11 protein-coding genes and 1 tRNA gene are annotated in these 12,887 nt (G+C 65.1%); 3 read left to right on the top strand and 9 right to left on the bottom strand.

The window, feature by feature from the left end:
• Window positions 1–5 precede the first annotated feature (5 nt).
• The 3 genes from FMM79_RS13550 to FMM79_RS13540 are packed head-to-tail and all read right to left on the bottom strand — an operon-like array spanning window position 6 to window position 1,614.
• The gene (locus tag FMM79_RS13550) at window positions 6–575 is read right to left on the bottom strand and encodes a hypothetical protein (RefSeq protein ID WP_148627968.1); all 570 of its coding nucleotides are present in this window, start codon (window positions 573–575) and stop codon (window positions 6–8) included.
• Window positions 572–847, bottom strand: a complete 276-nt coding sequence (locus FMM79_RS13545) for a hypothetical protein (protein WP_148627967.1) — start codon at window positions 845–847, stop codon at window positions 572–574. Before FMM79_RS13545 ends, FMM79_RS13550 begins: the two co-directional genes overlap by 4 nt.
• Window positions 844–1,614: an N-acetylmuramoyl-L-alanine amidase gene (locus FMM79_RS13540; RefSeq protein WP_162528513.1), complete on the bottom strand. Its 771-nt coding sequence runs from the start codon at window positions 1,612–1,614 to the stop codon at window positions 844–846. Before FMM79_RS13540 ends, FMM79_RS13545 begins: the two co-directional genes overlap by 4 nt.
• A gap of 336 nt (window positions 1,615–1,950) precedes the next feature.
• Between FMM79_RS13540 and FMM79_RS13535 the strand changes: the two genes are divergently transcribed.
• Complete coding sequence (locus FMM79_RS13535) at window positions 1,951–3,477, top strand: tetratricopeptide repeat protein (protein ID WP_162528512.1); 1,527 nt, start codon at window positions 1,951–1,953, stop codon at window positions 3,475–3,477.
• Between the two features lie 76 nt (window positions 3,478–3,553).
• Here the strand turns inward: FMM79_RS13535 and FMM79_RS13530 are convergent, their stop codons facing one another.
• From FMM79_RS13530 to FMM79_RS13520, 3 genes are all read right to left on the bottom strand, one after another.
• Complete coding sequence (locus FMM79_RS13530; protein ID WP_148627965.1) at window positions 3,554–4,267, bottom strand: cistern family PEP-CTERM protein; 714 nt, start codon at window positions 4,265–4,267, stop codon at window positions 3,554–3,556.
• Window positions 4,268–4,521: 254 nt separating this feature from the next.
• On the bottom strand, window positions 4,522–5,988 hold the full coding sequence (locus tag FMM79_RS13525) for an alginate export family protein (protein WP_240339172.1): 1,467 nt from the start codon (window positions 5,986–5,988) through the stop codon (window positions 4,522–4,524).
• Window positions 5,989–6,123: 135 nt separating this feature from the next.
• On the bottom strand, window positions 6,124–7,467 hold the full coding sequence (locus FMM79_RS13520) for a dicarboxylate/amino acid:cation symporter (protein WP_148627964.1): 1,344 nt from the start codon (window positions 7,465–7,467) through the stop codon (window positions 6,124–6,126).
• Between the two features lie 232 nt (window positions 7,468–7,699).
• Here FMM79_RS13520 and FMM79_RS13515 point away from each other — a divergent pair, with 232 nt between their 5' ends.
• Window positions 7,700–9,448 (top strand): ATP-binding protein, encoded by a 1,749-nt coding sequence (locus FMM79_RS13515; protein WP_148627963.1) that lies wholly within the window; start codon window positions 7,700–7,702, stop codon window positions 9,446–9,448.
• Window positions 9,445–10,761, top strand: a complete 1,317-nt coding sequence (locus tag FMM79_RS13510; RefSeq protein ID WP_148627962.1) for a sigma-54 dependent transcriptional regulator — start codon at window positions 9,445–9,447, stop codon at window positions 10,759–10,761. Before FMM79_RS13515 ends, FMM79_RS13510 begins: the two co-directional genes overlap by 4 nt.
• Before the next feature lie 67 nt (window positions 10,762–10,828).
• Here the strand turns inward: FMM79_RS13510 and FMM79_RS13505 are convergent.
• The 3 genes from FMM79_RS13505 to FMM79_RS13495 form a co-directional block, all read right to left on the bottom strand.
• Window positions 10,829–10,905 (bottom strand) — tRNA-Pro (locus FMM79_RS13505).
• A gap of 97 nt (window positions 10,906–11,002) precedes the next feature.
• Entirely contained in the window at window positions 11,003–12,538 is a 1,536-nt protein-coding gene (locus FMM79_RS13500; protein ID WP_148627961.1) for a methyl-accepting chemotaxis protein, read from the bottom strand.
• Window positions 12,535–12,879, bottom strand: a complete 345-nt coding sequence (locus FMM79_RS13495; protein WP_148627960.1) for a hypothetical protein — start codon at window positions 12,877–12,879, stop codon at window positions 12,535–12,537. The genes FMM79_RS13500 and FMM79_RS13495 overlap by 4 nt, the downstream gene beginning before the upstream one ends.
• Window positions 12,880–12,887: the final 8 nt, after the last annotated feature.

Below are 12,887 nucleotides of genomic sequence, written 5' to 3'. Positions count from 1 at the left end.
TGCATTCAGGGTGTTTTGGGCGGGAAGGCGAGGCCTTCCTCGACAAGCCTCTGGCCCCAGGCGTGGACGCGCAGCAGCCGTTCGGTATTCGCGCTCAGGGTATCGAAGTCGGCGCGGGAGAGAGTGATGGCAGGGCTATCGGGTCCGTCAGTGCGCGGGGCAGGGTGATCCGCGCCGGGGGCAGCGGCGTAGCTGGCCGGACTTCCAGAGGTGCCTGTACACGCGATGCGCATGCCGCCGTCATCGGCAAAACGGCGAGCGCGAGTACGCCATAGATCGGCTTCGTGAAGGGCATCGTCGGCTTCCTTTGCAAGACGGGAATGGGTGCGCTCGGTTGCGAGGCGTTGTTCTTGCGCACGTTGCGCAGCCTTGGCCTGCGCGCTCTCGTAATTCGCCCTGGTCGCGGCATGGCTGGCGGCTTCGTGGCGGGCGCGTTCGCGCCAGTCGCGCGCTCGGCCGTGTTGAAGCCAGGCGAAGGCAGCAAGGGCCAGCGCGAGCGTGGGCCACGGGTGCGTGCGAAGCAGTCGCCAGGGCCAGGTCAGGGCGGGCAGCAGGCCGACCGGGAGCGGGGTCATCGCAGGGTCTCCTTTTCGATTGCGCGCGAGCGGGCGACCTGCCGGTCTTTGAGAGCTGCGACGCCGCCTGCGGTGCCGATCAGAAGGACAAGGCCGCCGGGAAAGGCCGTGCAGTAGGAGGCAAGGTCGAAGGGGCGACCGCGCCAGATCGTCTCGAACAGGAGAAGGCCGTGGGCACCCAGGGCATAGAGGAGCACGCCAAAAGTGCCGAGCACGCGGGTCGTCTCGAACTCGCCGCTCGCCGCGCGCAGGATCGCCGAGAGGCCGCTCACGCCACGTGCTCCGCAAAGACCCATTGGCCCGGTGCAATGGCGATCCAGTCGCGGTGGCGGGCGGTCACCTCGACTGGTGTTCCCCGGGGCAGCGCGCGCAAGACCGGATGGTCGAGGCCGGGGCCGCTACGCACCCGAAGCGAGGAGGCCGTGACCCGAGCGCCCAAGCACGCGCCCAGCACCTGCGTGCGGAACGCCGGCATATCGAAGGCGGGGCCGGGGTCGAGCTTGCGGCCAGGCGCGATGTCATCATGTCCGACGATTTCGTGGATCGGATAAGTTTCGGTCAGGGCCCGGGCAACGGCGACGGCGGCTCTGATCTGGACTTCGGGAAAAACTTCCCAGCCGCGGACAGGCCCGCCATGGCGGTGGGCGGCCTCGATGGCAGGAATGGTCGTGCCGTTCGCATCGCACCATCCCTGAGGTGACCAGGTCAGAGGACCGCGGTTGGCAAGTTCGATGCCGATAGCGTGGCTGTTGAGGCCGGATAGACCGTGCCAGGCCGAGCGCCCGGCATGCCAGGCGCGCCTTGCCAGGTTGACGCACTGGATCACCGTACCGTCACGCCCGATCACAAGGTGCGCCGAGGCGCCCGCCGCGGGGTTGGCGAGCCAGCTGGCGGAGGAGGCTGCACTGCCACCTGCTGTGTAGTGCATCACAATCAGACGCGGCGGACGGCGGAAGGCGCCCGAATGGTTGGGGCTGGGAAGCTGCGTGACGGCGGCGTCCTGGGTGTGGAGCACGCCCTTGCGGACCGAGAATGGCATAAGCCTCCTGTGCGCCCTTTGGGCGCGTGCGGTATGGGAAGGGGGACGACCGGCACCGACATGGCGCGGCGGCGCGAGGAGCGCCGCAAGGCCAAACGGATGTCCGGGATCATTTCTTTGGGGAGATGGCGCGCTGCCTTGGCAGGGCGACTGTCCCGTAGGATTACATCGTGCGTGTGGGTGTAGGAAAGTTGTTTTTGCAAGGCTGCGGTGCCGCGCCGAGTGTCAGCGTGGGACATGATGCCCGTTTTGCTTGCTCAATTCCGTAAAAGTCCGGAAGAACAAGGCGTGAGAGCGGAGCGCCGTCGGGCGAGTCCGCGCCTGTGGAGGGGCTCAATGAAACGCATATTGCCGTTGGCGCTGGTACAGGCTCTTGCCTTGGCTCTGGCCGGGTGCGGTCTCGATCCTGCCCAGCAGATGGAGCGCGCGCGCGCTTCCTATGCCGGGCACGACTTCACTCGTGCCCGGCTCGACCTGGTCAGTCTGCTTAAAGAGGACCCGCAAAACGAGGCGGCCCGAAAGCTTCTCGCCCGAACGCTTCTGGCCATGGGGGATGGGGAGGGCGCGCGTCAGGCGCTCGAACGGCTCGCGCCTGGCCAGCGCAGCGCCGATCACGCCGTGCTGCTTGGCGAGGCAGCTCTCTTACGAAAACGGCCAGATGAGGCGTTGGCTCTGGTGGACGGTGCGCGCGGCAGTGGGGCGCAGTGGGTGCGGGGCATGGCTCATCTGGTCAAGGGCGATCCCGCAAGGGCGCGCAGTGCCTTCGCTCAGGGACTGGAGCAGGATCCCGAGGATGCGCGCCTCCTTGCCGATCTTGCGCGGCTCGAATTGAAGGAAGGACATGTTCCTGAAGCGCGTGGCTTTGTCGACCGGGCGCTCAAGGTCAATCCTGACGCGCGCGAGGCGCTGCTCGCCGATGGCCAGGTGGCCACGGCACAAGGGGATCTGCTGGATGCGCTCGAGGCTTATTCCGCCGCGCTCGAAGCCTATCCCGGGAACCTGGCCGCGCTGACCGGCAAGGCTGCGATCCTGGGAGATCTTGGCCGAACCAGGGAGATGGAAACCGTACTGGCCGCGGTTCCGGAAGATACAGGCGCGAGCCCGGAGCTTGTCTACCTGCGCGCTCGCTTGGCCGGGGCTCAGGGCGATTGGGCGAAGGTGCGCGGGATCTTCCAGTCCAGTTCCGAGGTCGTGCGCACGCGCGATGAGGCGGCAATCCTTTATGCCCGCGCGCTGGTGGAGCTCGGTCAGGACGAGCAGGCGCGCGCGGCCTTGCAGCCCGTGCTGACCCGCGCCCCATCCAATGTCGCGGCACGGCGCGAACTCGCCCGCATCCAGATCGCGCAGAAGGACTTTGGCGCCGCGCTTGCAACCCTGAAGCCGCTGGTGGCCAAATCGACCGCGTCGGGCCGCGACCGGCGGCTGTATGCGGCGGCCGCGAAAGGCGCCGGGCGACCCGATGCCGCGCAGGCCGCACAGCGGGCGCGTACACCCTCGCCCCAGGCTCTCGCGGCCCAGCTGGCCGAGGCTGACACGGCGATGAAGGCCGGTAACTGGGCCAACGCGAGCGCGCTTTACAAGAGCCTGCTTGCCGTCACCGTTGGTACCAATCCGCTTGTTCTCAACAATCTGGCGCTCGCGGAAAGCCGTCTCGGGCGTGGGCAAGAGGGGCTCTCCTATGCGCTGCGTGCGCTGGAGTCCGCGCCGGAAAATGCCTCGGTGATGGATACGGCGGGCTGGCTACTGGTGGAGACTGACACCGATCGCGCGCGCGGATTGCGCTTGCTGGAAGTGGCCGCGAAGAAGTCCCCCGGGAACGCCACGATTGCGGGCCACCTGGCTGCCGCCCGCAAGGGAACCTGATCACGCGACATGTGCCGGATATGAAAAGAGGGCCCGTCTTGCGACGAGCCCTTCTTGTCTGGTCCGAATCTGACCGTCAGGCTATTGCGTAGGTCGGACGAAGGCTGCCGCGGGCTACGACCGCACGGCGGCGGTTGATGGCGAGGCCGATCAGGGCAACGCCGAAGAGCGCGAGCATGCCCGGTTCGGGAATGTCCGAGCCGCCACTTGTCGAGGAGACGGTACCCGCGCCGCTCGCGGAGGTGACGCCCGATACGCCGGTGATCGACTGGTAGCGCACGTAGAAGTCGCTGAGCGAGAGTGTTTCGGTTGGGCTCGCGAACGAAAGGGTCAGCGCGCCGTCACCGCTGCCTCCAAGTTCGATGCCGCCGCCGCCGCCGCCCGCGCAGCTGCCCGTCGAGGCATCCTTGAAGCAGACGTCGACTGTGCCGATGCCGTTCGGGTAGGTCGAATTCAGCGTCGTGTAGCTGAAGGCGCCCGTGCTCGAGGCAGCGGAGATCGTGGGGTCGGTGTTGAAAGCAAAACCGGAGATGCGCGATCCGGTGACCGGCGCCGAGGTGGTGTTCGAGACATTGTAGGCGAACATGTAGTCGTTGCCCGAAATGCCCGTCAGCGTCAGCCGGATTTTGGCGGTCAGGCCATCGATTGTCGAGCCATCGGAAAACCCGTCGTACATGAGGGTGTATTCCGAGCCGACATCGGCATCCGAGAGAGTTATCTCGTCGGCAAGGGCGGGTTGCACCGCCAATCCGGTTACGAGCGCGGCAAGGCCGCATATGCTCTTATTCATGACTTTCCCCTTTCTCCCGTTCCCCCGCAGAACAACCGAAAGAGGATGAGCAAAGATCGTGCCACCTGCGGATTTGTTGCGTCCATTAGTTAACGCTTGTTTCGGGTTGTAAATATTTCCGACATAATCTCGTCCAGGGACGTCGCAATCGCGTCATAGATGGGGGCTTATGGATCCGGAGCATCGATATTCTCCCGCATGCGCTTTGGCCAGAATAGTTGACGCGATTGCGGGAAGAATTTGCGACGTGGAGATCAGAAGCGCAGGCTGATCCAGGTCCCGAAGAAGTCGGAATCGCCGTAGCCGGCTTCGCGCAAGGCGGGCCCTGCAAAGACGTGTTCGTAGCGCGCGGTGATGCCCACACGCGGCGAGATGTTCCACTGCACCTGCAGGCGTGGCATCTCGGCGGTCTTATGGGACGTCGAGAGCTGCGTTCCTGCCAGCGGGCGGGTGTTGGCGCGGTAAATCGCATCGTTGGTCGTCGCGCGCCAGGCGAAGCTGTAATCGGCGAGGATCTTTACCGATTTAAACGGGCTCAGCGACAGGGTTGGGGCGACCTCGACCAGGTTGCTGGCGGTCAGGAACAGGTGGTGGCTGAAAGGCGTGTTGGCGCCGTGCGGAGAGATCGCGTTGCGCATCTTTCCCGCACCGGGGCCATCCTCGTTGCCGCCACCGCCGCTGGCGTAATCGAAGTTGAAGCCGATGCGCGGCGCGCCCTTCTGCGCGCCCAAGGCGACCGTCTGGCTCAGGAAGACCTGCCAGGCGTCAATCGCGCGATCCTCGAAGCTGCCGGACTGGTGATTGACGGTCCAGTCGATGTTGACCGGGCCGACATCGCCCCAGGCATGCGCGCCGACATAGACGCGCTCTTCGCGCCCGCTTGTGGCGACCCACGTGGCTTCGCGGCGGCGCAGGCGCCACACGAAGGGGTCGAAGGAGAGCGTCGATCCGCCCAGCAGATCGCGCGGAAGCTGGGTGCCCACGGTCACGCCGCTGAAGCGGATCGCGTCGTTGATCCGATCATCGCCGGTGCCCTGGCGACCGTAGGCCGTCGGCTTGAAGTCGAACAGGTCTACCCGAACGTCCCGGCCCCGTGCCCACAGGCGCAGGCCGTTCTGGGTGTAGTGGATGGCGTTGTTGTCGCGCTGGCTGACAAGCATTTTCGAGCCATCGTAGAACATCTGACGCCCGTAACGTGCACCGAGATCAAGCCCGCCCAGCGTGCCGGTGACCTCGACGAAGCTCTGCTCCACGACGAGATCGTTTTCCTGGTAAACCGAGGGCGTGCCGATGTTGTGCCCGCTGCTGTCGGCGTGCGAGAGCTCGCCGTAGAGGCGCACATGCTCACCCAGGTGCAGATCGGCGCCGCCGGTCACGCGCAGGATGTCGTGGCGCTGGTGCTCGTTTTTCACGAGGCCGGGGTTGCTGGTGAAGTTCGTGCGCAGGCGCATCTCGCCAGCAAGCGTCAGGTAGATGTCATCGTCGCTGTCGAGGCGGATGTGCTTGAGGCGGTCGAGCGGATCGTCGATTTCGCGTGCCTCGCCTGGAGCGCTCCAGTTCTCAGACCAGCGCGCGGTCGCGTAGGCGTTGGTGACGCGTCCCTCTCCATTGGCTGCAGGTGGATAGGGCGTGTGCTCAGTGGTGCTCTGGGCAAGGGCCGGGCTCGCGTATAGTGCGCAGCCGAGGGCAACGGCCATAAGCGGCCGGTTGTCGATGATCATGGTTTTCAGCTCTTGTGTGGTGCGACCCGAAGGGCTGTTGAGGGGAAGGGAGGGGCGCTTCGTGCGTTGGCTTTGCCGGTCGCCTTGCTGACCCTCCCGCTATGTCAGCTTTGGAATGCGGTCTTGGTCGTGGTTTTATTCGGCCTCAGTGACGGCGGCCGCGGCGGCGTCGGGATCGGCAGGGGCGCGGCCGCTCTTGGCGATGGCGGCGCGGAAGGCCGCGGGATCAAGCGACTTCTCCCAGCGCGAGACGACGACGGTGGCCACCGCGTTGCCCACGAAGTTGGTGAGGCTGCGGCACTCGGACATGAAGCGGTCGATACCCAGGATCAGCGCCATGCCGGCGACCGGCACGGAAGGCACGATCGAGAGCGTGGCGGCAAGTGTGATGAACCCGGCGCCGGTGACGCCCGCTGCGCCCTTGGAGGACAGCATGGCAACCGCGAGCAGCAGGATCTGCTGGCCAAGGGTCAGGTCCACGCCGCAGGCCTGGGCGATGAACAGCGCCGCCAGCGTCATGTAGATGTTGGTGCCATCCAGATTGAACGAGTAGCCGGTGGGAACGACAAGGCCGACGATGGTCTTCGGGCAACCGGCCGCTTCCATCTTTGCGATCAGCGAGGGCAGGGCGCTTTCCGAGGAAGAGGTGCCCAGGACCAGCAGCAGCTCTTCCTTGAGGTAGCGGATGAGCGCGAAGATCGAGAATCCGGCAAAGCGTGCGACCGTGCCGAGCACGACGATCACGAACAGCAGCGAGGTGATGTAGAACAGCGCGACCAGCTCGGCGAGGTTGGCAAGGCTGCCCACGCCGTACTTGCCGATGGTGAAGGCCATCGCGCCGAACGCACCGATGGGCGCGGTCTTCATCACAATCGAGACAAGGCGGAAGAATACGCCCGACACGTCTTCGAGGATCGAGAGCAGCTTGTCGCCGCGCTCGCCCATGCCTGCAAGCGAAACGCCGAACAGGATGGCGATGACAAGAACCTGCAGGATGTTGCCCTGGGTCATCGAGGATAGGAATGTGTCCGGGATCATCGAGGTGAGGAAGCCGACGAGCGATGTCTCGTGCGCCTTCTCGGAATAGGAGGCGACGGCGGTAGCGTCGAGCGAGGACGGGTCGATGTTGAGCCCGTCACCCGGACGCATCACGTTGGCGATGATCATGCCGATGATGAGCGCGAGCGTCGAAAAGGTCAGGAAGTAGGCGAAGGCCTTGGCCGCGACACGGCCCACCGCGCGCAAGTCGCGCATCGAGGCGATGCCGGTCACGATGGTCAGGAAGATGACCGGGGCGATGACCATCTTTACCAGCTTGATGAAGGCATCGCCAAGCGGCTTGAAGGCTTCGCCAGTTTGCGGGGCGAAGTGCCCAAGTGCCACGCCCGCAGCGATGGCGACGATAACCTGAACATAGAGATGCGTGTACCAGCGGCGGCGCGACCCGGCCTGTGGCATGGTGGGGGAGGGGCTATGCATGGTGTACCTTTTCGTCCTCTCGCAAGCGGGAGACTTCGCCTCCTCGCAACTTGATGCAAAGAACTGCCCGCTCGGGGAATGCGGGGCCAGCGCAATCGTGCTTGGGTTAAAAGGACGCTTTCACAGGGATTTGCGATCGTTTTCAGAATGTTTCTGTGACGAAAATTGCATGCAATGCCTGCAAATGTGTCGGAAATTGCACATGGTGCGCGCGCTGCGTATTGAGGTAGAAATGATTCGCTTTACCTCCCTCCTGCCCGTTCTGGGCTGCTTCGTGCTGGCCCTGCTGGTGGGGCTGGGGGCTGGCTATCTCGCCCGTGAGCGTGCTCTCGACGCCCTTCTGGTTTCGGGGGAGGCGGACGCTCGCATACGCCAGGCCCTGATCGAAAGTGAAGTGGCGCGTTATCGGCTTTTGCCGCTCGCGCTTGCCGATGACCGCGACGTGATCGCGGCCGAGCGCGGTGAGAGCGATGCGGCCGTGGCGGTTCTCAATGGGAAGCTGAAGGAGCTCGCCCAGACGACGGGCGCATCGGCCATCTATGTGGTGAACCGGGACGGACGCGCGATCGCGGCCAGCAACTGGGACAAGCCTTATAGCTTCGTGGGCTCGAACTACAGCTTCCGCCGGTACATCCGCGAGGCGCAGAATTCGGGGGCAGGGCGGCAATTTGCGTTGGGAACAGTCAGTCGTAAGCCGGGGCTCTACCTTGCCCAGCGCACGCGCGGCGGCGGTGCCGTCGTGGTCAAGCTCGAGTTCGACTGGATCGAGGACCAGTGGCGCCAGGCCGGAGGGATCACCTTCGTGACCAACCCCATGGGGGTCATCTTCGTGACCAGCCGTTCGGCCTGGCGTTTCGCGGCGACGCGCGAACTGGATGCGCAGGCGCGGGCGCAGACCCAGCGCGACAGCGGCGCAAACGCGATCCATCCGCGCCCCTGGGCCCAGCGCCGCGATGGCTTGCTCGAGGTGTCGGGGCGCGAGGGGCCTTTCGTCCGTATCGATACGCCTGGAGGAAACGAGGGGTGGCAGCTGTTCCTGCTCCTGCCCACAAAGGGGGCGGTCGCGGGCCAGGCCCGGTTGGTGGGCATGACCGCAGGGGGCGGGGCTCTGGTTGTGAGCCTCTTCGTTCTCTGGCTTCTGCTTCGCAGTCGGCGTCGGCGTGCCCGTACGCTGGAACTGGAAAGTGCGGTTGTCGCGCGCACGGCGCAGTTGCGTGAGGAGATGGAACAGCGCGCCCAGGTCGAGAGCCGGGCGGCCCAACTGCGCGAGGAATTGCGGCTCGCCAATCGACTGGCCACATTGGGGCAGGTCAGTGCCAGCGTCGCGCATGAGACCGCGCAGCCTGTTTCGGCGATCCGCAATTACGCCGCGAATGCGAAGGTGTTCCTGGAGCGCGGAGACAGCGAACAAGTGGCCGAGAACTTGGGGGCGATTGACCGATTGGCCGAGCGTATCGGCGTCGTGACCGCCCAGCTTCGCGGATTTGCTCGCAAGAAGACCGTCGGGGGCACACAGTGCCTGCTGGCCGAGGTCCTCGAAGGGGCCGAACTTCTTCTGCGCGACCGGCTCGACCGCATCGATGCGGTGTTCCCCGATCTGTGCGCAGACCTGATGGTGACTGGGGACAAGGTTCGGGTCGAGCAGATTCTCGTGAATCTCCTCCAAAACGCACTTGATGCTCTTGGCGGGCATTCGGACCCGAGGATCGTTATCGAGGTCGAGGTGGATCGCCCGCGTGAGCAGGTTGCCGTGGTTGTCCGCGACAACGGGCCCGGGATTGCGGACGAGGTAGCTGAGAAGCTCTTCACGCCGTTCGCGACCAGCCGCGAGGAGGGACTGGGACTCGGGCTTGTCATTGCACAGGACATCGCCGCCGAATTCGGTGGCTCGCTGCGCTGCCTGATGGCGCGCGGCGCCTTGCCCACAGCGCAGGGGCAGGGCGGCGCGGCCTTTGAACTGATCTTGAGGATTGCCCGATGAGCGAAGCTGCCTCCATCAACCGCATCGCACTTGTCGAGGATGATGAGGACCTTGCACGTTCGACAGCTCAGCTCCTGAAGCTCGCCGGCTTTGAAGTGACGCTGTTTGACCGCGCGCAATCCGCACTCGACGTGCTTGATGCCGATTGGCCGGGGGTGGTCGTGACCGATGTGCGCATGCCAGGGCTATCCGGGATCGACCTGTTTCGTGCCGTGCGTGAACTTGATGCCGAGCTTCCGGTCGTGCTCATCACCGGACACGGCGATGTCGACATGGCGGTCGACATGCTCAAGTCCGGCGCCTGGGACTTCCTGACCAAACCCTTCGATCCCGATGGGCTGGTGACGGTGTGCGGGCGGGCGATCCGGGCGCGGGAACTGGCGCTGGAGAACCGGCAGCTGCGCGCGCTTGCAGGGGATGAGGCTGCTCCTGTCCTGCTGGGGCAAAGCTCTTCCATCCGGCGCCTGCGCGAAATGATCCCGATGCTCGCCAATGCGGATATCGACATTCTCATCGAAGGGGAAACCGGCACGGGGAAGGATCTGCTTGCGCGCCTAATTCACCGCTCGGGCAAGCGTTCGCGGCGACGGTTCCTGCCGCTGCCCTGTGCGGGCATGGACGAGGCGCTGGTAACGCGGACCTTTGGTCCGGCCAGTGATCCGGCAATTCTGTCGGTGGATCGGGGCACGCTTTATCTCGACGATGTCGACCGTGCCCCCCCGCGGCTCCAGGATCGGCTGATTTCCTTCGTGGAGAAGCGTAGTGTCGAGTCCGGGCCGAACGAGATCCCGCTGGATTTCCGGATCATCGCGACAAGCCTGCCGCTTGAGGAGGGCGAAGCAATGACCGTCCAGCCGGCATTGTTCTATCGTCTCGCGGCAATGCGGCTGGTCTTGCCACCCCTGCGCGAGCGGCGTGAAGATGTCTCGCTTCTGTTCGCGCGCTTTGCCGCCGCCAGCGCGCAGCGTCTCGGGCGTAATGTGCCGCCCTTGTCCGACGCCGTGCGCACGCGCCTGGCCACGCATGACTGGCCCGGCAACGTGCGCGAGCTGCGTAACTTTGCCGAGCTTTTCGTCATGGATCTCATCGGTGACCCGGCGGGAGCGGATGGTCTTGCGCCGGGCGGTGAGCCGACGAGCCTTGCCGAACGGGTCGATGCTTTCGAGCGGGGGGAGATCGTCCAGGCGGTGCGCGCCACAGGCGGCGAGATCGGCGCAGCCATCCGCGCGCTCGGCCTGCCGCGCAAGACCTTCTATTACAAGGTTGCCAAGCACGGCATCGATCTGCCCAGCCTCAAGAAAGGGGGGAGCTGAAGGGAAATGGCGCCTGTGCGTACGTCAGACATTAAAAAAGCCCAACGTTTCCGCTGGGCTTTTTTAATGGTCGGGGAGAGAGGATTCGAACCTCCGGCCCCTGCCTCCCGAAGACAGTGCTCTACCAGGCTGAGCTACTCCCCGACCGATGTCTGGAGCGCCGAAGCGCCCCGGGCAGGTGGGCGCCTATATAGGGGGTATTCTGAGCTGGCAAGGGAAAATTCAATTTTCGTTCCGCTTTTTACGCGGCCTCGCGCATTCCGCCCAGATTTCCGCCATGTCCTTCTGCGGAAACCTGAAAATGCTGAACCAGCCGCGCCATGGCTTCGGCTTCGCTGGAGAGGTGGCGGGCCGCTGCCGTACCTTCCTCGACCATGGCGGCGTTCTGCTGTGTTGCGGAATCAAGGCGGGCAACACGTTCATTGATGCGGCCGATTTCGCCCGCCTGAGCCTGCGAAACCGAGGCGATGCGTTCAATGGCCTCGTTGATCTCGGCGATCCCGGACACGATCGTCATCAGCGATTCGCCGGACTGGCCGACGAGTTTGACCCCGCGCGCGACCTGCTCACCCGAGGTGTCGATCAGCGCCTTGATGTCGTTTGCGGCATCGGCTGAGCGTTGGGCAAGCGCCCGAACTTCCGTGGCTACGACAGCGAAGCCCTTGCCCGCCTCGCCCGCGCGCGCCGCTTCGACGCCTGCGTTGAGCGCGAGAAGATTGGTCTGGAAGGCTATGCCGTCGATGAGCGTTATGATCTTACCGATCTCGTCGGCCGAGCGCTCGATCTCGCTCATGGCGAGGACCGCGCTCTCGACCACTTCGCTGCCGCTCAGTGCATCGCTGCGCGCCTTGGCCACATTGGCCTGAAGGTCGTGCGCGGAGGTGGCGTTGTCGGACACAGTGGTATTGAGCTGGCGCAGCGTGTTGGCGATGTCCTCCAGCGTGGAGGCCTGCTGTTCGGTGCGCAGGGCCAGATCGTCGGTCGCCGAACGGATCTCACGCGAGCCGGTCTCGATCTGTCCGGTCGAGCGCGTGACGTCGCGAACGATGCGGTCGAGATCGCCCGCTGCGCCGTTGAAGTCGCTGCGCAGGGCCTCGTAGCTTTTGGGAAAGGCGTTGGCGATCCGGCGCGACAGGTCGCCGCTGGCGAAGGCCCGCAGACCCTTCCCGATCTCGTCGATCACCAGCTGCTGTTCGCGCGCCGCGCGGGCGCGTTCCTCTTCCGCGATTTCCTCGGCGCGGATGCGGGCGCTTTCGGCCGAGGCCTGTTCGACGACCAGCCGCTCGAAGTCGCGCGCGATGATGACGAGGACTGTAGTTTCGGCAATCACGATCACCGCGTGCAGCAGGACGCGGGCAACGTCCGGCCCGTCCGGGAAGACGAGTGCGGGGGCCAGGAAGTTCGCAAGCAGGTGGTGCACCGCCGCGACACCCGCCCCAAGCAGGACCGGACGCCAGTCCGCGATCAGCATGAGAGTCGCGAGCGAGGCGAAGATCGTCATGTGCAGGTCGATCATCCAGTGGCTGCCGGTCCACTGCCACAACAGGATCGCGGGATAGATCGGCGAGGTAAAGCCCAGGACCATGCGCATCTGCTGCCCCTCGGGGTGTTGCAGGGCGAGCATGGTGGGGACGATGGAAACCACGATGGCGAGCACCGGGGGAAGGAAGCCGGTTTCCGCAAAGAAGGCGCATCCGATCGTGATCAGGACATAGACCCAGCCCAGGGCGACGAGGGACAGCGCGCCCTTGCGGCGCAGTTCGTTGAGTTCGTTCATGGTTCTAAAGCCAGTTTGGTTTGGGCAGGTCTGCCACAAAGGAATTCCGGAACGACGAAGAGCAGCGCGCCGCTTTGCAGGGCCTCGCCCGTGAGGTTGCCCGTGGGCACCCTGATGAAGAAGGAGCCGCGATAGGGGCCGGGCGCAACGAGCGCGGCGCCGTGCGCGCGCGACCAGGCAACGGTGCGCGCCGGGCTCGTGGCGGTCAGGGGCAGATAGAGCGCCGTCCCGTGCGAGGCCGGAGAGAGCGCGATGAGCAGAACTCCCAGCGCAAGTATGGCTTGCACGGCCATGGGGCCGGGCAGGATCTTGCACAGGGGATCGGGCAGGCGGACTTGCATGTGCGTTT

Source organism: Novosphingobium sp. BW1, assembly GCF_008107685.1.
Classification (GTDB): Bacteria; Pseudomonadota; Alphaproteobacteria; order Sphingomonadales; family Sphingomonadaceae; genus Novosphingobium.
The sequence above is the reverse complement of the archived record's forward strand: the minus strand, read 5'-3'. Positions and strand labels throughout refer to the sequence as shown.

Excerpts from the sequence above, each read along its gene's own strand:
- FMM79_RS13520 (WP_148627964.1), bottom strand. The coding sequence starts at position 7,467 with ATGCATAGCCCCTCCCCCACCATGCCACAGGCCGGGTCGCGCCGCCGC.
- FMM79_RS13500 (WP_148627961.1), bottom strand. The coding sequence starts at position 12,538 with ATGAACGAACTCAACGAACTGCGCCGCAAGGGCGCGCTGTCCCTCGTC.
- FMM79_RS13510 (WP_148627962.1), top strand. The coding sequence starts at position 9,445 with ATGAGCGAAGCTGCCTCCATCAACCGCATCGCACTTGTCGAGGATGAT.
- FMM79_RS13535 (WP_162528512.1), top strand. The coding sequence starts at position 1,951 with ATGAAACGCATATTGCCGTTGGCGCTGGTACAGGCTCTTGCCTTGGCT.
- FMM79_RS13550 (WP_148627968.1), bottom strand. The coding sequence starts at position 575 with ATGACCCCGCTCCCGGTCGGCCTGCTGCCCGCCCTGACCTGGCCCTGG.
- FMM79_RS13515 (WP_148627963.1), top strand. The coding sequence starts at position 7,700 with ATGATTCGCTTTACCTCCCTCCTGCCCGTTCTGGGCTGCTTCGTGCTG.
- FMM79_RS13530 (WP_148627965.1), bottom strand. The coding sequence starts at position 4,267 with ATGAATAAGAGCATATGCGGCCTTGCCGCGCTCGTAACCGGATTGGCG.
- FMM79_RS13525 (WP_240339172.1), bottom strand. The coding sequence starts at position 5,988 with ATGATCATCGACAACCGGCCGCTTATGGCCGTTGCCCTCGGCTGCGCA.
- FMM79_RS13495 (WP_148627960.1), bottom strand. The coding sequence starts at position 12,879 with ATGCAAGTCCGCCTGCCCGATCCCCTGTGCAAGATCCTGCCCGGCCCC.
- FMM79_RS13540 (WP_162528513.1), bottom strand. The coding sequence starts at position 1,614 with ATGCCATTCTCGGTCCGCAAGGGCGTGCTCCACACCCAGGACGCCGCC.